Consider the following 18,798-nt stretch of genomic DNA (forward strand, 5'->3'; position numbering starts at 1 on the left):
TGTGTTGATGTAGTAGCCACTTCACCAGTCGAGTGTGTCGCGAGGCCCCAGGTCCGCGACGTTTTTTTTGGCTGTTTAATGTAGTAGGCACTTCACCAACCGGCACAGGCGAAGCGAATGACCAGCCAACCCATCACGGTAATGCTTGAGGTCAACGGCCAGACAAGCGAAGTCAGCGCCATGGCGGATACACCGCTGTTACTGGTACTGCGCAACGACCTGCAACTCAATGGCCCCAAGTACGGCTGTGGCCTGGGGGAGTGCGGTGCCTGCACCGTGATCATTGATGGCGTGGCCGCTCGTTCCTGTGTGTTCCCTCTGGCGGGTGCAGCAGGGCGCAGGATCGTCACCCTTGAAGGTCTGGGTACGCGCCAGGCGCCGCACCCGGTGCAGCAGGCGTTCATCGACGAGCAGGCCGCGCAATGCGGCTACTGCCTCAACGGCATGATCATGACTGCCAAGGCCCTGCTCGACCGCAACCCCAAGCCCAGTGAAACCCAGGTACGCAACGAGCTGTCGGGCAACCTTTGCCGCTGCGGCACCCATATCGAGATCCTGCGCGCGGTATTGCGTGCGGCACGCCTTATGAACGTGGACGGATGATCATGACCGAAACGACCCTTTCCCGTGAGCAGTGGCTGGCCAAGGCCGGTGTATTGCTGATTGTCGATGATGTATTGCCGCCCTCGGGGCCGGTAGCCAAGGGCGGCACGCCCACGGTCAAACCCAAGGAGCTGGGGCTGTTTATCGCTGTGAACGATGATGGCCTGGTGTATGCGTTCAATGGCCATGTGGACCTGGGTACCGGCGTGCGCACGGCGTTGGCGCAGATCGTCGCCGAAGAGCTGGACCTGGGCATGGACCAGGTGAGGATGGTGCTGGGCGATACCGCGCGTGCGCCGAACCAGGGCGCGACCATTGCCAGTGCGACCTTGCAGATTTGCGCCGTGCCCCTGCGCAACGCAGCGGCAGAGGCGCGACGCTTTTTGTTGGCACGGGCGGCAGGACGCTGGGGCGTCGGTACCGCCAGCCTCAAGGTCGAGGCCGGCGTTATCTGTGCCGCCGATGGGCGCACCACCACCTATTCCGAGCTGGTCAGCGACCAGCATGACCAAGTGCGCATCAGCGGCAGCGCGCCGCTCAAGGCGCTCGCGGACTACCGTCTGGTCGGCCAGGACACGGCCCGCGTGGACATCCCCGGCAAAGCCACCGGCGAGCTGACCTATGTGCACGACATGCGCGTGCCGGGCATGCTCCACGGCCGGGTGGTGCGCCCGCCGTATGCGGGGCTCGACTGTGGGGAGTTTGTTGGCAATAGCCTGTTGAGTGTGGACGAAGCCTCCATCGCCCATATCCCCGGCATCGTCGCGGTGGTGGTGATCCGGGATTTTGTCGGCGTAGTGGCGTTGCGCGAAGAACAGGCGATCAAGGCTGCCGCCGAGCTGCAGGTGCAATGGAAACCGTGGGCTCACGCGGCGCCGGATATGCGCGACGTGGCGCAGGCCATTCGCGCCAACCCGCGCGTGCGCCGCACCGTGCTCGATCAGGGCGAGGTCGACGCCGCCCTGACCAATGCCAGCCAGCGCATGCCGCGTACTTACCTGTGGCCCTACCAGATGCATGCCTCCATCGGCCCATCCTGCGCCGTGGCGGATTATCAGGACAGCGGCAGCCGCGTATGGTCCGGCAGCCAGAACCCGCACCTGCTGCGTGCCGACCTGGCGTGGCTGCTGGAATGCGATGAAGCCCTGATCGAGGTGATCCGCATGGAAGCCGCCGGCTGTTATGGGCGCAACTGTGCCGACGATGTGTGCGCCGACGCCTTGTTGTTGTCCCGGGCGGTGGGCAAGCCAGTGCGCGTGCAACTGACCCGTGAACAGGAACATCTATGGGAGCCCAAGGGCACCGCGCAATTGATGGAGGTGGACGGCGGCGTGAACGCCGATGGCAGCATTGCCGCCTATGACTTCGAAACCAGCTACCCGTCCAACGGCGCGCCGACCCTGGCATTGCTGCTGACCGGCCGCGTCGAACCGGTGGCGGCGATGTTCGAAATGGGCGACCGCACTTCGATCCCGCCTTATGACATCGACAATATGCGCGTGACCATCAATGACATGGCGCCTATCGTGCGGGCCTCCTGGATGCGTGGCGTGTCGGCCTTGCCCAATACCTTTGCCCACGAGTCCTATATCGATGAACTGGCCTTCGCCGCTGGCGTCGATCCGGTGGAATACCGCCTGCGTTACCTCAAGGACCCGCGCGCCATCGACTTGGTGAAATCTACCGCCGAACGCGCCGCCTGGTCCCCACGCACCGCGCCGATGCAAACCGCCAGCGATGACCACCTGTTACGTGGCCGCGGCTTTGCCTATGCGCGCTACATCCACAGTAAGTTTCCCGGCTTCGGCGCGGCCTGGGCCGCATGGGTAGCGGACGTGGCCATCGACAAGCACACCGGCGATGTATCGGTGACGCGGGTGGTGATCGGCCATGACGCGGGGATGATGATCAACCCGGCGGGGGTTGAGCATCAGATCCATGGCAATGTAATTCAGTCCACCAGCCGTGTATTGAAGGAGCGGGTGACCTTCGAGGAATCCACGGTGGCGAGCAAGGAGTGGGGCGGTTACCCGATCCTGACCTTTCCTGAGGTGCCGAAGATCGATGTGCTGATGATGCCGTGCCAGGACCAGCCGCCTATGGGCGCCGGTGAATCGGCGTCGGTACCCAGCGCGGCGGCGATTGCCAATGCGATCTATGACGCCACCGGTATCCGTTTTCGCGAGTTGCCGATCACCCCGGAGCGGGTACTGGCGGCATTGAAGGCCGGCACCTTGGCTGAGCCGGCCAAGTCGCCACAAAAACGCCGCAAATGGTGGTTCGGCGCGCTGTTCGCGACCCTCGGAGCACTGCTGGCCACGGCTTGGCCGTTGCACAGCGAAATCGCGCCTATCGCACCGCCCAGCCCCGGCACCTGGTCCAAAGCCACCCTGGAGCGCGGACGCCTGCTTGCGGCGGTCGGCGACTGCGCGGTGTGCCATACGGCGCCGGGTGGGGCGCCCAATGCCGGCGGCCTGGCCATGCAGACGCCGTTCGGCACCTTGTACAGCAGCAACATCACCCCGGATGTGAACACCGGCATTGGCGCCTGGTCGTACCCGGCCTTCGAACGGGCAATGCGTGACGGCATCGGGCGCGACGGGCGTAACCTGTATCCGGCGTTTCCCTATACGGCATTTCGCAATATCAACGAGGCAGACATGCAGGCGCTGTATGCCTACCTGATGTCCCAAGCGCCAGTCAGCCGGGCAGCAACACCGAACGCGATGAAGTTTCCGTTCAATTTCAGACCCTTGATGGCGGGGTGGAACGCACTGAACCTGAGGCGCGGCGAAATCACCCCGCAGCCTGAGCGCAGTGAACAATGGAATCGCGGCAATTATCTGGTCAATGGCCTCGGACACTGCGCCGCGTGTCATTCGCCGCGCAACCTCATGGGGGCGGAAAAGGGCGGCAAGGCATTCCTCGCCGGCGGTGTGGTAGATGGCTGGGAGGCCCCGGCGCTGACGGGGTTGTCCAAGGCCCCAACGCCCTGGACCGAAGACCAGCTGTTTACCTATTTGAGCACCGGCTATTCCGACGCCCATGGTGTGGCGGCGGGCCCGATGGGGCCAGTGGTGAGCGAATTGTCGAAGCTGCCGAAGGCGGATATCCGTGCGATGGCAGTGTACCTGGCTTCGCTCAATCACGAAGCGGCAGCGCAGGCACAGGTCGCAGCAGCGCCTGTACCGAATCCGAACGGCCGACGCGTCTTCGAAGGTTCGTGCAAAGCCTGCCATGCCGATGGGCTGGGGCCGAAACTGTTTGGGGTCAGCCCGTCATTGGCAACCAACACCAATGTGTTCAGCGACCAGCCGGATAATTTGATCAAGGTGATTTTGCAAGGCATCCCCCAGCCGGCGACCCGCGACCTGGGGTATATGCCGGGGTTCAAGGACAGCTTGTCGAATACCCAGGTGGCGGATCTGGTGGCCTACTTGCGCGGGCGATTTGCGCCGAACGCGCCACAGTGGCAAGGGCTGGAACAGAAGGTCGCCCACTTGCGCGCCAACCCCGGCAGCCATTGACTGTGGAAGAGGCGGCGCGACGATTCGACTAGCCCCGGTATAGGTGGGGCTGACCCACCGCCATCGGGAGCAAGCCCCCTCCCACATTTTGACTGTATTCACAAATCAGAGTGTGGGAGAGGGCTTGCCCCCGATGGCGGCGCCAGGGCCGACCAGGATGTTGGATCAGACCGAGTACATATCCGTTGCTGCGGTAACGGCCACTTAGGGTTACGCCCTTACGGCGTGTCACTTTTGTAAAGGCACAAAAGTAACCAAAGCCCCGATGGCAGTAGTTCAGTTAAAAAACCCTCGGCTTACACACTGTCAGGCATGACGCCGCGCAGCACCAGGTCGGTGATGAATGCGAGCCAATCCTGCTGCTGGCCTTTGTTCGACAGGTCTTCACCCAGGAACGAGCTGAGGGTATGGCGGTTGGAGTTGTAGAAGTAGCACAGCGAAGCAATCATCAGGTACACATGCTTGAGGTCGATGTCCTGACGAAACACGCCCTGGGCCTGGCCGGCCTCGATGATCGGGCGTAGCACGCCGACCGCTTCACCGGACAACCGCCGCATTTCGCTGGACTGCCGGGCATGCTTGCCCTGGTGCAGGTTCTCGATACTCAGGATCGCCACGAACTCGGGATGCTTGACGTAATAGTTCCAGATAAACGCCACCAGCTCGCGCAGGGCCTGGGCCGGTGCCGCAAGGTCCAGCTTGAGCTTGCCCTCGGCCTGGTTGAACTGCTCGTAGATATGTTCCAGCACGCAGGTGAACAGCTGCTCCTTGCTGCCGAAGTAGTAATAAAGCATGCGGTCGTTGGACTCTGCGACCTTGGAAATGCTGTCGACGCGCCCTCCCGAATAGCCGTCGCGAGCGAACACCTTGACCGCCGCCTGCAGGATGCGCGCCCGCGTCTGGTCGGCCTGTTGCGCGCGAATACCAGTCTTCTTGATCGCCATCTCATAGGGCCTTGCTAGACACTCAGGGCGCGAAATATAACATGGGCTTTTTTGCGCCCGTTCTACCACCGACAAGTTCTGTAATAAAAACGCCATTGCGCTGGGGATTAAATCCGCAAGGGGCTATTTTGGTGCATCTCAATCACCAGAGTAGCCATGGATGAAATACCAACCTTTGAGCCGCACCTTGATTGCCACGGTGCTGGTATTGACGCTAGGCGGCGTGCACGCTGCGTCGCAAGCCCCGGTCGCCGGTGAAAATGGCATGGTGGTGACGGCCCAGCATCTGGCCACGCATGTTGGCGTGGATGTGCTCAAGGCTGGGGGCAACGCGGTGGACGCGGCAGTGGCCGTAGGCTACGCGCTGGCGGTGGTGTACCCGGCGGCTGGCAACCTCGGCGGCGGCGGTTTCATGACCGTGCAACTGGCCGACGGGCGCAAGACCTTCCTCGACTTCCGCGAAAAAGCCCCGCTTGCGGCGACTGCCGACATGTACCTGGACAAGGCCGGCAACGTGGTTGAGGGTCTGAGCGCCAAAGGTCATCTGGCGGTTGGCGTCCCGGGCACCGTTTCCGGCATGGAGTTGGCCCTGAGCAAATACGGCACGCTCAAGCGTGAGCAGGTGATTGCCCCGGCAATCAAGCTGGCGGAAAACGGCTTTGAACTGGAGCAGGGCGATATCGACCTGTTGCACACCGCCACCGGCGAGTTCGAAAAAGACCAGGACCTGCGCGGGATTTTCCTGCACAACGGCCAACCGCTGCAGGTGGGCCAGAAGCTGGTGCAGAAAGACCTGGCCAAGACCCTCAGGGAAATCTCCGCCAAGGGCACCGACGGCTTCTATAAAGGTTGGGTGGCCAAGGCCCTGGTGGACTCCAGCCAGGCCGGCAAAGGCATCATCACCCAGGCCGACCTCGACAAGTACAAGACCCGCGAGCTGGCGCCCATCGAGTGCGATTACCGCGGCTACCACGTGGTGTCGGCACCGCCTCCCAGCTCGGGCGGCGTGGTGATCTGCCAGATCATGAACATTCTCGAAGGCTACCCGATGGCCGATCTGGGCTATCACTCGGCCCAGGGCCTGCACTACCAGATCGAAGCGATGCGCCACGCCTATGTGGACCGCAACAGTTACCTGGGCGACCCGGACTTCGTGAAGAACCCGATCGAACATCTGCTCGACAAGAACTACGCGGCGAAACTGCGTGACGCCATCGAGCCGCATAAGGCCGGGGACTCCCAGGCGATCAAGCCGGGGGTGTCGCCCCATGAAGGCAATAACACCACCCACTATTCCATCGTCGACAAGTGGGGCAACGCGGTTTCGGTGACCTACACCCTCAACGACTGGTTCGGCGCCGGGGTGATGGCGAGCAAGACCGGGGTGATCCTCAACGATGAAATGGATGACTTCACCGTCAAGGTCGGCGTGCCGAACATGTATGGGCTGGTCCAGGGTGAGGCCAACGCCATCGCACCGGGCAAGGCGCCGCTGTCGTCGATGAGCCCGACCATCGTCACCAAGGATGGCAAGGCAGTGATGGTGGTCGGTACGCCGGGGGGTAGCCGCATCATTACCGCTACCTTGCTGACAATACTGAATGTCATCGACTACAAGATGAACATCCAGGAAGCCGTGGATGCACCGCGCTTCCACCAGCAATGGATGCCTGACACCACCAACCTGGAGACCTTCGCCGTCAGCCCAGACACCCAGAAAATCCTCGAAAGCTGGGGCCACAAGTTTGCCGGCCCCCAGGATGCCAATCACCTGGCGGCGATCCTGGTGGGGGCGCCGTCCCTGGACGGCAAGCCGGTGGGCAATAACCGCTTCTATGGGGCGAACGACCCACGGCGTAATACGGGCTTGTCCTTGGGGTATTAAAGGAACATCCGGGTCCCTTCCAGGCTCTACCCCAAGAGCCCTGGAAGAGGATCCAAGCCGATGAAAGCGCTGAAAATCGCCACCTTCAACATCAACGGTATCCGCGCGCGCCTGCCTAACCTGTTGCAATGGTTGCAGCGCGAGCAACCGGACATCGTCTGCCTGCAGGAACTCAAGGCGCCGCAAAGCCTGTTCCCCTATGCCGAGTTCGAAACCGCCGGCTACGGCTCGATCTGCCTGGGCCAGGCGTCGTGGAATGGCGTGGCGATCCTGGCGCGGGATGCGCAGCCCTTGGAAAGCCGGCGTGGTTTGCCCGGCGATGACAGCGACACCCAGAGCCGCTATCTCGAAGCGGCAGTGCATGGCGTGCTGGTCGGCTGCCTGTACCTGCCCAATGGCAACCCGCAACCGGGGCCGAAATTCGACTACAAACTGGCCTGGTTCGAACGCCTGATCGACTATGCCAAGGCCCTGCAAGCCAGTGAGCACCCAGTACTGCTGGCGGGGGATTTCAATGTGGTGCCCACCGACCTGGACATCTACAACCCGCGGTCCTGGCTCAAGGATGCCTTGTTGCAGCCCGAGAGCCGCGCCTGCTACCAGCGATTGCTGGAGCAGGGCTGGACCGATTCCCTGCGCCACCTGTATCCCGAAGAGCGCGTCTACACCTTCTGGGATTACTTCCGCCAGCACTGGCAGAAAAATTCCGGCCTGCGCATCGACCACCTGTTGCTCAACCCCGCGCTCAAGCCGTACTTGAAAGACGCGGGCGTCGATGCCTGGGTACGCAACGAGGCCCACGCCAGCGACCATGCGCCGACGTGGATTCAGTTGAGTACGCGCAAAAAGCGCTAACCTTCGCGAATCAACCCAAGGGCTTCGGTCTTGTTCAGCGGATGCTGCATGCGCTGGGACAGGCGTGCCATCGCCTGTGGGTATTCGCAGGCGACCACCGCTTCCACCTGATCGTCATGGCAGAGCAGGGCAATGAAGTGATGTCGCTGCAAGTCGCCCTCGATGTGCAGGCGGTTCCAGTGCTGTGCATGGCCGAGCACCTCGAACGTCTTGCCAAAGTGGTAGGTCCAGAAGAAGGGCACGTCAGCATAGGTCTGGGCGCCGCCGAGCATGTTGCGTGCCGCCAGCACCCCCAGCTGTTGGGCCAGGCGCCAGTGTTCGATGCGCGTTGGCTGGTGGTTCCAAGGGAAGGTCAGGTTATCGCCGGCCGCCCATAACCCAGGGGCGGCTTGCAGGTGGTGATCGGCCAGGAGCGATTGGTCTTCGGCTTTACTGACACCCTCGATAAAACCTGTGGCAGGCGTTACGCCGACGCCGATCACCACCAGGTCGGCCGCCAGTCGTTTGCCGTTTTTCAGCAGTACCGTACCGACAGCGCCGTGGCCGTCCAGGCTTACCGGCTCGGTATTGCTGTGGAAGATCACGCCATTGTCTTCATGCAACTGTCGCAGGGCGGCGCCGATGCGCCGGCCCAATTGCGCGGCAAGTGGAATGTCATGGCGGCTGACCACTTGCACCACCAGGCCGCGCTGGCGCAGGGCCGATGCGGCTTCCAGGCCGATAAAGCTGTCGCCGATGATCACTGCGCAGGCTGCAGACTCTGCGGCCGCGTCGATGCGTGCGGCATCTTCGCGGCTGCGTAGCACGAATACGTTGCTCAACACGGCGCCGGGAATATCCAGTGACTGCGGCTGGCCGCCGGTGGCAAGCAGCGCGGCGTCGTAGTCGAAGTGGCGGCCGTCGGCCAGCTCGATGCGCTTGGCAACGGCATCCAGGTGTTGCACCTCACCCTGGATACCGAGGTCGTCGAAGGGCGCGTCTTCCAGCAGGGGTGGCGTATCCTGCGGCGCCATTTGCCCTGCGACCACGAATTTGCTCAAGGCGGTGCGGTCGTAGGCCGGCGCCGATTCGCGGTCGATCCACAGCAGGCGCCCAGTAAAACCCTCGCGGCGCAAGGTGGCGACCGCTGCGGTACCGGCCGCACCCGCGCCGATCACCGCGAAGCAACGCGAGTCATCGACCACGGCCGTGGGTGCAGGGTCAAGCGGCGCGTCACCGACACTGACCACACCATCGCGAACCTGCACCGGGTATTGCTTGAGCGCCACCAAGGCTGGCGGTTCGAGCACCGCCCCATTGGCCACGGCAAAGGTTGCCTTGTGCCAGGGGCAGACGATGCGGCCTTGGCAGATAACGCCTTCTTCCAGTGGCGCGCCGGCATGGGGGCAATCGGCCTGGAAGGCGCGTACCTGGCCTCCACTGCATACCAGTAACAGCGAGTGCGCCGCCGTTTCGACGCGAACGCCACGGTTCTCGGGCAAATTGATCAGGCGGGCAACGATGCGCATATTCATAGGCCAGTCTCCTTTGAAAGGTTGACTGGCGGTCACAGCGATGGACTGCGTTGACCCGACGGTCGGTGCCGGTGGCGGTGCGTTGCTACACAGGTTGGGCGAGCAGTCGCTCTACCGCAGCAAATGCCGCCGTGCGGCGGTCTTGCCAGCTTCCGCGAATCACTAGCATCGGCTGCCGATGCTGCTGCATCCAGTCCAGGCTCGCCTGAAAAAATGCGCGGCGGTCCTCAAGTTCCGGCTGGCAGCGCTGGCCGTCGGCGCTCCATTGCACATCCTCGGGAGAGAGCAGCAGGTGCAGGTCGTAATGCCGTGCCAGCAGTTCGCTGTCGAGCCAGCCGGGATAGTCGCCGAACAGGGTCTGGCTCCACAGTTTGTTGGCCAGCAGGTGCGTGTCGAGCACCAGCAGGCCAGGGCGTTCGGCGCGGGCAGCGTCTTCCCATTCCAGCTGGCCACGGGCAATCGCCGGGATATCCGCCAGGCAGGTGTCACGCTGATGATGATCGATGAAATAGCGCACGTACTCGCCGACCATCAGCCCGCCGAAGTGTGCGTGCAACTCGGCAGCCAGCCAGCTTTTACCACTGGATTCCGGGCCTGCCAGCACTACCACCTTCATGGCTGCAACGCCGGGTCGGCGCGCCATTCACGCCAGCCTTGCACAGCGATGGCGGTGAACAGCGCGTAGAGCGCGGCGGTGAGGTAGAGGCCTTTGTAGAGGAAGAGCCCGACGAATATTACATCCACCACAATCCACAACGGCCAGCACTGCAGGCGTTTTTGCGCCATCCACATTTGCGCCACCAGGCTGAAACCGGTAAGGGCCGCGTCGAGCCATGGCTGTGCGGCGTCGGTCCAGTGGGCCATGGCGGCGCCGAGCAACAAGCTGCCAACGGTGCCCACGGCCAGGCTGGTCATGATCGCAGGTACCCCCAGGCGGGTGACCTGGCGACCCTGCCTGACCTCGCCGGCGCGGGTCCACTGCCACCAGCCATAGACCTGCAACGCGGCGTAGACCACCTGCAGCAGCATGTCGGAGTAAAGTTTTACCTCGAAGAATACCCAGGTGTAGAGCAGCACCATCACCAGGCCGATGGGCCAGCACCAGGGGTTCTGCTTGACCGTCAGCCAGACAGCGATCACCCCCAGGGCGGCGGCGAACAGTTCAAGCCCGGACATGGTGGATCCTTGGGAAGTGGGAGAGGGCGGTGATTGTACCTAGAGGTCAGCGATCTTCAAACTTGCGTGCAATGGGCATACATCGTACAAAAACGTGGGGGCTTGCTCCCGATTGCGGTGGGTCAGTCAGCTCATCTGCAACTGACCCCACAATCGGGAGCACGTCGAATCGTCGCACCGCCCCTCTCACAGTTGCCGGCGCTAGATTCGGAATTGGCGCAGCAACCCATCAAGCTGCTCACTCAACCCACGCAACTGCCCACTCGCCACGCTGGATTGTTCCGCCGCCAGCGCCGTGCTGTGGGACAACCCCGCGGCCTGGGTGACGTTCTGGTTGATATCTTCGACCACATGGGCCTGTTGCAGGGTGGCGCTGGCAATCGAAGCGTTCAAACCGTTGAGGTTGTGCAGCGCCTGGCCGATGGCGGTGAGGCTGGCCCCCGCCTGGCCGGCCTGTTCGATGGTCAGTTGCGAGGCGCTGTGGCTGTCGCTGATGACCTTGACCGCTGCTTCCGAGTGACCTTGCAGGCGCTCGATCATTGCCTGGATTTCGGCGGTGGATTTCTGCGTACGCTGGGCCAGCAGGCGCACCTCATCAGCGACCACCGCAAACCCACGGCCCTGTTCGCCGGCGCGGGCGGCTTCAATGGCGGCGTTCAGGGCGAGCAGGTTGGTCTGGTCGGCGATGGAGCGGATCACTTCGAGGACGCCGCCAATCTGCGTGCTTTCGCTGGAGAGCGTGCGAATCACCTCTACGGCCTGGCTGATAGTGCTGGAGAGCTGATCGATCTGTTGCAAACTGCCATCGATGTTGACCTGGCCCTGTTGCGCCTGGGCCTGGGCATCGCGCATTTCGCTGGCGGCGTGTTCGGCATTCTTCGCCACGTCCTGCACGCCGTAGGTGACTTCATTGATAGCGGTAGCCACCAGCTCCATCTGCTGCGATTGCTGCTGGCTACGGTCGTGGGCCTGGCTGGCGTTGTGGCCCAGCTCCGTGGACGACTGGCCCAGGGCGGTCGCGCATACCTGCAATTGTCCAACCACCTGGCGCAACTTGGCGGTGAAACTGTTGAAATGCCGGGCCAGTTGGGTGAGCTCGTCGCTGCCGTGGGTATCTAGGCTGCGGGTCAGGTCGCTTTCGCCGCTGGCGATATTGCCCATGGCGTTCACCGCCGCCTGTAACGGCTGCACGATACTGCGGGCAATCAGCGATACCAGCAGACCCATGACCAGCGCGATGCCTAGCACAATGAACGAGGCTTTCCACACCTGAGCGTTGAATTCAGCCTGCACGTCGTCCACATACACGCCGGAACCGATAATCCAGCCCCAGGGTTCGAACAGCTGGATATAAGAGGTTTTTTCCACCGGTGCTTCGGCCCCAGGTTTCGGCCAGCGGTAGTTGACGATGCCGGCGCCCTTGGCCTTGGCCAGGCTCACGAACTCGTTGAATACGGCAAAGCCGTCCGGGTCGCGAATCGCCGAGAGGTTCTGGCCATCGAGCTTGGGGTTGGCCGCGTGCATGATCATCACGGGGGTGAGGTCGTTGATCCAGAAGTAATCATCGTGGTCATAGCGCAGCCCGCGCACGGCGCTGAGGGCTTGCTGCTGCGCGGCATCACGGGTCAGTACGCCGGTCTTTTCCAGGTTCTGGTAATAGCTGAGCACGCCGCTGGCGGTCTGCACCACATGCTGGGTCTGTTGGCGCTTGGCCTGGTAAAGATCGCCACGGATCTGGTTGAGCATCAGCAGCCCCAAGGCCAGCAGCATCAACACGGCGACTATCAGGATCAGCCAAAGGCGGCGGCTGATCGACATGCTGCGCAAACTGTTCATCGTCCTGTCACTCCATGCTCTTTATAATTGTGGTGCTGCTTCGAGATTTCCGGCGTGTCTGATAGGCTTTCGGCCCGGAATCGGAAAACCTGAGTACTGCCTGATTTTTCACGGAATTTTTGCAGACCGGCGTTGAGAATCAACTGCGGGCGCTTGAGTGCGCTCGTCGTCAGTGAACTTTAAAAAAACTTAAGAGGCATGCCACGCGCGTGACCTTTGGAGACAGCATGGATTTTTGGACCGCCATACAGGCATTGATTCTCGGCATCGTCGAGGGGCTGACGGAGTTCCTGCCGATCTCCAGCACCGGCCACCAGATCATCGTTGCCGACCTGATCAATTTCGGCGGCGAACGTTTCGAAGCCTTCAATATCATCATCCAGCTCGGTGCGATCCTCGCCGTGGTCTGGGAGTTTCGCCGCAAGATCCTCGACGTGGTCACCGGCCTGCCGACCCAGCCCAAGGCCCGGCGCTTCACCGTCAACCTGATCATCGCCGTGTTGCCTGCGGTGGTACTGGGGGTGATTTTTGCCGACCTGATCAAGCACTACCTGTTCAACCCGATCACCGTCGCCACCGCCCTGGTGGTGGGTGGTGTGATTATGTTGTGGGCCGAGCGCCGCCAGCACGCGGTGCGCGCTGAAACCGTAGATGACATTACCTGGAAAGACGCCCTCAAGGTTGGCCTGGCCCAGTGCCTGGCGATGATCCCGGGTACTTCGCGCTCCGGTGCGACGATTATCGGCGGCCTGCTGTTCGGCCTGTCGCGCAAGACCGCTACCGAGTTTTCATTCTTCCTGGCCATGCCGACCATGGTCGGTGCGGCGGTGTACTCGGGCTACAAGTACCGTGACCTGTTCCAGCCGGCCGACCTGCCGGTATTCGCCATTGGCTTTGTCACCTCGTTCATCTTCGCGATGATCGCGGTCAAGGCGTTGCTCAAATTCATCGCCAGCCACAGCTACGCGGCGTTTGCCTGGTACCGGATCGCCTTTGGCCTGGTGATCCTGGCGACCTGGCAGTTCGGCTGGATCGACTGGACAGCGGTCAAGCCATGAGCATCCAGCACCCACGCCTGAAAGCATCTATTTTTGTGCTGCTGTGCGCCGCACCGCTGTTGGGCTCGGCGTTGCTGTGGTATCGCGGCGAGACGGTGATCCCGTTGGCGGCGTATGGCCTGGTCAGCGTGGTGGCGTTTTTCCTGTACTGGAGCGACAAGCGCAAGGCCCAGACCGAAGGCTGGCGTACCCCGGAAAACATCCTGCATGCCGTCGAGCTGGCGGGCGGTTGGCCGGGGGCGTTGATCGCCCAGCAGGTGTTCCGGCACAAGACGCGCAAGGTGTCCTATCAGGTGCTGTTCTGGGTCATCGTGCTGTTGCACCAGGTGTTCTGGCTGGATCAGCTAGTGCTGGGCGGTACGCTGCTATCGATTCTGTAGGGGCCTGCTCAACGCACTGGCACGCATTGGGATAATACGAATGTCATGCTCTGATTCATTGCTACGCCACTCGGCGACTGAGCTTGCGACGCTGATCCAGCAACGCAAGCTCACCTCTACGGCTGTTGTGTCGGCCTATCTCGCCCGCATTGAAGCGCTCAATCCATCGATCAACGCCCTGGTGCAAGTGCGCATGCAGGCGGCGCTGGCCGATGCCTGGGCGGCGGATCGTGCACTGGCTCAAGGCAACTGCCGGGGCCCGCTGCATGGTGTGCCATTTACCGTCAAGGATGTGTTCGATACCCAGGGCGTGATATCGGCAGTGGGTCTGACTGATCGGGCTGACTATCTGCCGAAGCAGGACGCCGTGGTGGTCACACGCATGAAGGCCGCCGGTGGCATTCTGCTGGGTAAGAGCAACTGCCCGCCGGGTGGTGGCGGTGGGGTGACCGACAACCCTGTCTACGGCGCGACGCGCAATCCCCATGCGCTGTCCCATAGCCCTGGCGGCAGCAGCGGTGGCGAAGCAGCGGCGATTGCCGCAGGCCTCTCACCCTTGGGGCTGGGCAGTGATTCCGGCGGCAGCCTGCGAGTGCCTGCGCATTTTTGCGGTATCTGCACGTTGAAGCCCACCAGCGGCCGAGTTCCCAATACCGGCGTTTTTGATCACCCAGGCGGTTTGAGCGACCCCCGCAGCCAGATCGGCCCGATGGCCCGGTATGTGGACGACCTGGCGCTGGTGCTCCGGGTGATTGCCGGTGAGGATGGGCGCGATTCAGGGGTGATTCCAATGCCGCTGCACGATGCGCCTGTTCAGGGCGTCAGCGGGTTGAAGATCGCGTGGTACAGCGACGGCGGCATTGAGCCCGTTGACTCGCTCACTGAGGCCATGCTGCAAGCCGTCGCCGATCACCTGGAAAGCGCAGGCGCGTTGGTTGACGCGGCTTTTCCCTCGGCACTGAGTAGCGCTCGCGGTATAACCGAGCGCTATTGGTCGATGAGCGCGGGAACCGGCGCGCAGTCCATCCAGTTGTTCTCAGACTGGGACCGGTTTCGCAGTGCCATGCTGGGGTTCATGGCGAGCTACGACCTTATCCTGTGCCCGGTCGACGCTGCCGCGGCGCCACGCCTGGAAGAGCTCCGGCCAGGGCTGTTCAACCATACCTTGCCCTACAGCCTGGCCGGCTGGCCCTGTGTAGTGGTGCGTGCGGGAACGGATGCTGCGGGCCTGCCGTTGGGCGTGCAGATCGTCGCTCGGCCGTGGCACGAGCACCTGGCGTTAGCAGCGGCGCGGGTCATTGAGCGGGCGCTGCCGTTCACACCATGCGTCGTCGCCCAGTCAGTCATCTAGCCTGAGCCCAACCTGGGCGCGCTTGGGCAGCTTGCTCACCACCAATTGGTGGGAGCGCTGCAATAGGCTACGCAGCTCCTCTGCGCCCAGCGGGTAGGGCGTGTTCATGATGATCCACTGTGCCCGGGCCAGATACGGCGCCGGGTGGATGCCCGGGCGGTCGACGTGGCCCAGGAACAGGTCCTTGTCCACTTTGAATGCCAGCGATTCACCACGCAGGTTCTGCAGGGCGAACATCTTGTTGTCGGCAATCGAGAACACGCGCACGCCGCCCCATTTATAGTCTTCCCGGGCACCAGGCAGGGCCAGGCAGAACGCGGCGACTTGTGCTTCGCTCAGGCTCATAGCAAACGGCCTCCACAGCCTTTGAAGCCTTCTTCCAGGTAGTCGATCCAGGCGCGGATGGCCGGCAGCACGCCACGCCGATGCGGGTACACGGCCTGCAGCCAGCCGCCCGGCAATGACCATTGCGGCAGCAATTGCACCAGGCGGCCACTGGCCAGTTCTTCCTCGCAATACATCATCGGCAGCACCGTGAAGCCCAGCCCCATAATGGCGCTGGCCTTGCGCACGATAAAGTCTTCGATACCCAGCCGGGCCTCCATCACCAGGTCGTGGGGGGTACCCTGGGGGTCGAGAATACGCTGGTGCACCATGCGGTCCGCTTCAAGTGCGCCGAGTACGGGCAGTTGTCTGAGGTCGTCGAGGGTATGTACCTGCCGCTCACGCATCAGCGCCGGGCTGGCGACCAGCACGGTCTGGGCCTGGCGCAAGCGCTTGGTCACCAGCAGCGGGTCTTCATCGCCCAGTTCGCGCACGCGCAGGGCCACGTCAATGCCTTCGGCCACCAGGTCGACGCGGCGGTTGACCAGGGTCATATCCAACTGCACCAACGGATGCGCAGCAAGAAACCCGGCCACCAGTTCCGGCAGGATGTGCTGGGCCAGGCCCACCGGGCAACTGACCCGCAGGCGCCCACGGGGCTCGCTGGACATGCTCGCCACGGCCTCATCGGCCATCTCCGCTTCCAGCAACATGGCCTGGCAATGGCGCAAGTAACGCTCGCCGACGGCGGTCAGGGTCAATTGCCGGGTGGTGCGTTGCAACAGGCGGGCGCCCAGGCGTTCTTCCAGCTCGGCGATGCGCCGTGACAGCCTGGACTTGGGAATCCCGAGTAGCCGCCCGGCCGCAGCGAAACCGCCGGCTTCGACGACTTTGGCGAAATAGTAGAGGTCATTGAGGTCTTGCATGCTGGGCCTATTGTCCTGTCAGTGGGACAAACTATCGCATTTTAGCTGGCTTATCGACCATTGGTTTCATGCGTAGCATCACCCCCATCTGATCGCCACTGTCGATCCCACCTCGGAGATCCACCATGAAACTACTGCATATCGATTCCAGCATCCTCGGCGACAACTCCGCTTCCCGCCAGCTCAGCGCCGGCGTGGTCAAGGCGTGGCAAGCGGCTGAACCGGGCGTGGAAGTAACTTACCGTGACCTGGCCAGCGAAGGCATCAATCACTTCTCCGGCGCTACCCTGGGCGCATTGGGCACGGCTGCTGAACTGCGCGATGCGGAACAAAAACATGAGGCTCAACTGAGTGCAACGTCGCTGGCTGAATTCCTGGCTGCCGATGCCGTGGTCGTGGGTGCGCCGATGTACAACTTCACTATTCCTACCCAGTTGAAAGCCTGGATCGATCGCATCGCGGTCGCCGGCCAGACCTTCCGCTACACCGAAGCCGGCCCGGAAGGCCTGTGCGGCAACAAGAAAGTCATTATCGTCTCCACTGCCGGCGGCCTGCATGCGGACCAGGCCTCGGGCGCGGCCCATGAAGGCTACTTGAAACTGCTGTTTGGTTTCCTCGGCATCACCGATATCGAAATCGTTCGCGCCGAAGGCCTGGCCTACGGTGATGAAGCGCGCAGCAAAGCGTTGAGTGATGCCAACGCGCGCATCAACCAGCAGTTGTTCGCCGCTGCTTGACATCCTCCCCTCCCTCTCGGCCTGCTGGACAGTACCCCACCAGACAAGCTGGAAAGGAAGGGGATTCTTACCGTGGTCAGCCTGTCAGGGCTGACTCACCTCGGTGGGTTCCTGCTGCTGACGGCCTGACAGCACCGTTCACTTCACAGGCGAACCGGGCGTATCCCGCCCTTAACACATTGATCGCGCCGACTACATCGGCGTTTTCTTCGAAACCACACTCGACACATAGGAACTGAGCCTGCGTCTGCCGGTTGTCCTTGCAGACATGAGCACAGCATGGGCAGGTCTGGCTTGTGTAGTGCGGCGGGACCGCAACGAGGTAGCCGCCATTCCACGCCAACTTGTAGTCCAGTTGCCGCCGAAACTCGAACCAACCTTGGTCAAGGATGGACTTGTTCAGGCCGGACTTGGCCCGAACATTCTTGCCGGGCTGCTCGCTGTCGCCTGCCGCTGACTTGGACATATTCCTAACCTGCAAGTCCTCGACACACACCATCGCGTGGTTTTTGCTGATGGTGGATGTGGTCTTGTGCAGGTAGTCACGGCGAGCGTTACCAATATGGCTGTGAATACGCTGGACGCGGGCTTTCGCTTTCTTCCAGTTGTTGCTGAATTTAACCTTATGGCTCAGCACTCGCTGCGCTTTGCGCAGGCGGCTTTCGTGTTGCCTGAAGCTGTTGAGCGGTTTGTAGAACGTACCGTCTGAGAGCGTGGCGAACCGGGTGATCCCCAAGTCGATGCCTACGGCATCGCCTTGTGGGAATGACTGTTCTAGCTCGCGCTCCGTCTGGATACTCGCGTACCATTTGCCGCAAGACTGGCTAATGGTGATGTTCTTTGCCTTGCCCAGAAGGTCGCGACTGTTGCGGTAACGCATCCAGCCCAGCTTGGGCAGGAAAATACGATTGTTGTTTTCGTCGATCTTCATCCCTTGTGGGTAACGAAAACTGTCAGATTTCCATTTCTTTTTAAAGCGTGGAAACTCAGCTCGTTTGGCAAAAAAATTAGCGTAGCTGCGTTCCAAATCTTTGAGTGTCTGCTGAAGTGCCTGAGATGGCGTTCCAGACAGCCAATGGGTTTCTGGGTGATGTTTCCATTCAACCAATTGCTTGCAGAGCCCGGCATAGCCGAGTTTTTTCTCACCCCGTTCGTAGCGTTCTTTCTGCAACGCCAGTGCCTTGTTGAAAACGAATCTGCACGAACCTGAAAAGCGGCGCATTTGCCGCTCTTGGCCACCATCTGGCATCAGTTCGTACTTAAAAGCCTGGAGTCGTTTCATCGCTCGACTATAGTTTGGTCCAGGAGCAATGACCACGATATTGGACACGGCCGACACTGCACATTTTTACTGCATGTAAGCTCGCCGTCTCGGTGCTGATGAACAGCTTGAAAGGCGTCTCAAGCCGGATGATTGTAAAAAACATTCTCTAACCATTCGCAAGAAATTGCGGGGTGGAGCCCTATGGTCGCCATCCTACTTCGCTGGTGGCTGCGGTGGTGCTCCTATAGAAATCATTCGTCGGTACGTCGAACAGCAGCAAGCACCCCGCTAAAAATCTAAAACAGGACGGCGTCGCCGTTCGCGCTATCCATCCCCGCCCTGTAAAGACGGGGCTTTTCGCGCAAGCGGGTAAATTCCTCCATTGCTCGGTTTCATTTTGAAGCCGGGCGCCTAAACT

The 18,798-nt window shown here is 61.8% G+C and carries 16 protein-coding genes and 1 pseudogene; 9 read left to right on the forward strand and 8 right to left on the reverse strand.

Features of this window, described 5'->3' with window-relative positions:
• Window positions 1-117 precede the first annotated feature (117 nt).
• Window positions 118-603, forward strand: a complete 486-nt coding sequence (locus QYQ93_RS13735; RefSeq protein ID WP_338477209.1) for a (2Fe-2S)-binding protein — start codon at window positions 118-120, stop codon at window positions 601-603.
• 2 nt (window positions 604-605) lie between these two features.
• Window positions 606-4,130: a molybdopterin cofactor-binding domain-containing protein gene (locus QYQ93_RS13740; protein ID WP_338477210.1), complete on the forward strand. Its 3,525-nt coding sequence runs from the start codon at window positions 606-608 to the stop codon at window positions 4,128-4,130.
• A gap of 296 nt (window positions 4,131-4,426) precedes the next feature.
• Here the strand turns inward: QYQ93_RS13740 and QYQ93_RS13745 are convergent, their stop codons facing one another.
• Window positions 4,427-5,074, reverse strand: a complete 648-nt coding sequence (locus QYQ93_RS13745) for a TetR/AcrR family transcriptional regulator (protein ID WP_043049865.1) — start codon at window positions 5,072-5,074, stop codon at window positions 4,427-4,429.
• Window positions 5,075-5,234: 160 nt separating this feature from the next.
• Between QYQ93_RS13745 and ggt the strand changes: the two genes are divergently transcribed.
• Together ggt and xth are read left to right on the forward strand one after the other, a co-directional pair.
• Window positions 5,235-6,959 carry a gamma-glutamyltransferase gene (gene ggt, locus QYQ93_RS13750; protein ID WP_338477211.1) on the forward strand — a complete coding sequence of 575 codons (1,725 nt, stop codon included), beginning with the start codon at window positions 5,235-5,237 and terminating at the stop codon, window positions 6,957-6,959.
• 60 nt (window positions 6,960-7,019) lie between these two features.
• Complete coding sequence (xth, locus tag QYQ93_RS13755) at window positions 7,020-7,814, forward strand: exodeoxyribonuclease III (RefSeq protein ID WP_217882549.1); 795 nt, start codon at window positions 7,020-7,022, stop codon at window positions 7,812-7,814.
• Here the strand turns inward: xth and QYQ93_RS13760 are convergent.
• The 4 genes from QYQ93_RS13760 to QYQ93_RS13775 all read right to left on the reverse strand — a co-directional run bounded on the left by QYQ93_RS13760 (window position 7,811) and on the right by QYQ93_RS13775 (window position 12,340).
• Window positions 7,811-9,328, reverse strand: a complete 1,518-nt coding sequence (locus QYQ93_RS13760; protein WP_338477212.1) for an FAD-dependent oxidoreductase — start codon at window positions 9,326-9,328, stop codon at window positions 7,811-7,813. The two genes, xth and QYQ93_RS13760, sit on opposite strands and share 4 nt — an antisense overlap.
• An 85-nt stretch (window positions 9,329-9,413) precedes the next feature.
• Window positions 9,414-9,944 (reverse strand): AAA family ATPase, encoded by a 531-nt coding sequence (locus tag QYQ93_RS13765; RefSeq protein ID WP_043049861.1) that lies wholly within the window; start codon window positions 9,942-9,944, stop codon window positions 9,414-9,416.
• Window positions 9,941-10,504 (reverse strand): nicotinamide riboside transporter PnuC, encoded by a 564-nt coding sequence (gene pnuC, locus QYQ93_RS13770; protein ID WP_043049860.1) that lies wholly within the window; start codon window positions 10,502-10,504, stop codon window positions 9,941-9,943. Before pnuC ends, QYQ93_RS13765 begins: the two co-directional genes overlap by 4 nt.
• A 201-nt stretch (window positions 10,505-10,705) precedes the next feature.
• Complete coding sequence (locus QYQ93_RS13775) at window positions 10,706-12,340, reverse strand: methyl-accepting chemotaxis protein (protein WP_338477213.1); 1,635 nt, start codon at window positions 12,338-12,340, stop codon at window positions 10,706-10,708.
• Window positions 12,341-12,567: 227 nt separating this feature from the next.
• On the opposite strand from QYQ93_RS13775, the gene QYQ93_RS13780 reads away from it, so the two are divergent.
• From QYQ93_RS13780 to QYQ93_RS13790, 3 genes are read left to right on the forward strand one after another with little or no spacing between them, the layout of a single operon-like run.
• Window positions 12,568-13,398, forward strand: coding sequence for an undecaprenyl-diphosphate phosphatase (locus tag QYQ93_RS13780; protein ID WP_217882552.1), 831 nt, complete (start codon window positions 12,568-12,570; stop codon window positions 13,396-13,398).
• Window positions 13,395-13,778, forward strand: a complete 384-nt coding sequence (locus QYQ93_RS13785) for a DUF1294 domain-containing protein (RefSeq protein WP_338477214.1) — start codon at window positions 13,395-13,397, stop codon at window positions 13,776-13,778. Before QYQ93_RS13780 ends, QYQ93_RS13785 begins: the two co-directional genes overlap by 4 nt.
• Window positions 13,779-13,818: 40 nt before the next feature.
• The gene (locus tag QYQ93_RS13790) at window positions 13,819-15,129 is read left to right on the forward strand and encodes an amidase (RefSeq protein ID WP_338477215.1); all 1,311 of its coding nucleotides are present in this window, start codon (window positions 13,819-13,821) and stop codon (window positions 15,127-15,129) included.
• On the opposite strand, the gene QYQ93_RS13795 is transcribed toward QYQ93_RS13790, so the two are convergent.
• Window positions 15,118-15,474, reverse strand: coding sequence for an MmcQ/YjbR family DNA-binding protein (locus QYQ93_RS13795; RefSeq protein ID WP_338477216.1), 357 nt, complete (start codon window positions 15,472-15,474; stop codon window positions 15,118-15,120). The two genes, QYQ93_RS13790 and QYQ93_RS13795, sit on opposite strands and share 12 nt — an antisense overlap.
• Window positions 15,471-16,379 carry a LysR substrate-binding domain-containing protein gene (locus QYQ93_RS13800; RefSeq protein ID WP_338477217.1) on the reverse strand — a complete coding sequence of 303 codons (909 nt, stop codon included), beginning with the start codon at window positions 16,377-16,379 and terminating at the stop codon, window positions 15,471-15,473. The genes QYQ93_RS13795 and QYQ93_RS13800 overlap by 4 nt, the downstream gene beginning before the upstream one ends.
• Before the next feature lie 125 nt (window positions 16,380-16,504).
• Between QYQ93_RS13800 and QYQ93_RS13805 the strand changes: the two genes are divergently transcribed.
• A complete protein-coding gene (locus tag QYQ93_RS13805; RefSeq protein WP_217882556.1) occupies window positions 16,505-17,116 on the forward strand; it encodes an FMN-dependent NADH-azoreductase in 612 nt (203 codons plus the stop codon).
• A 76-nt stretch (window positions 17,117-17,192) separates the two neighbouring features.
• On the opposite strand, the gene QYQ93_RS13810 is transcribed toward QYQ93_RS13805, so the two are convergent.
• The gene (locus QYQ93_RS13810; RefSeq protein WP_338477257.1) at window positions 17,193-18,398 is read right to left on the reverse strand and encodes a transposase; all 1,206 of its coding nucleotides are present in this window, start codon (window positions 18,396-18,398) and stop codon (window positions 17,193-17,195) included.
• Between the two features lie 77 nt (window positions 18,399-18,475).
• On the opposite strand from QYQ93_RS13810, the pseudogene QYQ93_RS13815 reads away from it, so the two are divergent.
• A pseudogene (locus QYQ93_RS13815) lies at window positions 18,476-18,672 on the forward strand (transposase); the annotation flags it as partial.
• Window positions 18,673-18,798 lie beyond the last annotated feature (126 nt).

Origin of the sequence: Pseudomonas khavaziana, from assembly GCF_036704165.1 — a bacterium.
In the GTDB taxonomy this organism is placed as follows: Bacteria; Pseudomonadota; Gammaproteobacteria; order Pseudomonadales; family Pseudomonadaceae; genus Aquipseudomonas; species Aquipseudomonas khavaziana.

Bases quoted from the DNA above. Each gene is read 5' to 3' on its own strand.
- QYQ93_RS13800 (WP_338477217.1), bottom strand. From the start codon at position 16,379: ATGCAAGACCTCAATGACCTCTACTATTTCGCCAAAGTCGTCGAAGCC.
- QYQ93_RS13795 (WP_338477216.1), bottom strand. From the start codon at position 15,474: ATGAGCCTGAGCGAAGCACAAGTCGCCGCGTTCTGCCTGGCCCTGCCT.
- QYQ93_RS13775 (WP_338477213.1), bottom strand. From the start codon at position 12,340: ATGAACAGTTTGCGCAGCATGTCGATCAGCCGCCGCCTTTGGCTGATC.
- xth (WP_217882549.1), top strand. From the start codon at position 7,020: ATGAAAGCGCTGAAAATCGCCACCTTCAACATCAACGGTATCCGCGCG.
- ggt (WP_338477211.1), top strand. From the start codon at position 5,235: ATGAAATACCAACCTTTGAGCCGCACCTTGATTGCCACGGTGCTGGTA.
- QYQ93_RS13790 (WP_338477215.1), top strand. From the start codon at position 13,819: ATGTCATGCTCTGATTCATTGCTACGCCACTCGGCGACTGAGCTTGCG.
- QYQ93_RS13745 (WP_043049865.1), bottom strand. From the start codon at position 5,074: ATGGCGATCAAGAAGACTGGTATTCGCGCGCAACAGGCCGACCAGACG.
- QYQ93_RS13805 (WP_217882556.1), top strand. From the start codon at position 16,505: ATGAAACTACTGCATATCGATTCCAGCATCCTCGGCGACAACTCCGCT.
- QYQ93_RS13810 (WP_338477257.1), bottom strand. From the start codon at position 18,398: ATGAAACGACTCCAGGCTTTTAAGTACGAACTGATGCCAGATGGTGGC.
- QYQ93_RS13740 (WP_338477210.1), top strand. From the start codon at position 606: ATGACCGAAACGACCCTTTCCCGTGAGCAGTGGCTGGCCAAGGCCGGT.
- QYQ93_RS13765 (WP_043049861.1), bottom strand. From the start codon at position 9,944: ATGAAGGTGGTAGTGCTGGCAGGCCCGGAATCCAGTGGTAAAAGCTGG.
- QYQ93_RS13760 (WP_338477212.1), bottom strand. From the start codon at position 9,328: ATGAATATGCGCATCGTTGCCCGCCTGATCAATTTGCCCGAGAACCGT.
- QYQ93_RS13785 (WP_338477214.1), top strand. From the start codon at position 13,395: ATGAGCATCCAGCACCCACGCCTGAAAGCATCTATTTTTGTGCTGCTG.
- QYQ93_RS13780 (WP_217882552.1), top strand. From the start codon at position 12,568: ATGGATTTTTGGACCGCCATACAGGCATTGATTCTCGGCATCGTCGAG.
- pnuC (WP_043049860.1), bottom strand. From the start codon at position 10,504: ATGTCCGGGCTTGAACTGTTCGCCGCCGCCCTGGGGGTGATCGCTGTC.
- QYQ93_RS13735 (WP_338477209.1), top strand. From the start codon at position 118: ATGACCAGCCAACCCATCACGGTAATGCTTGAGGTCAACGGCCAGACA.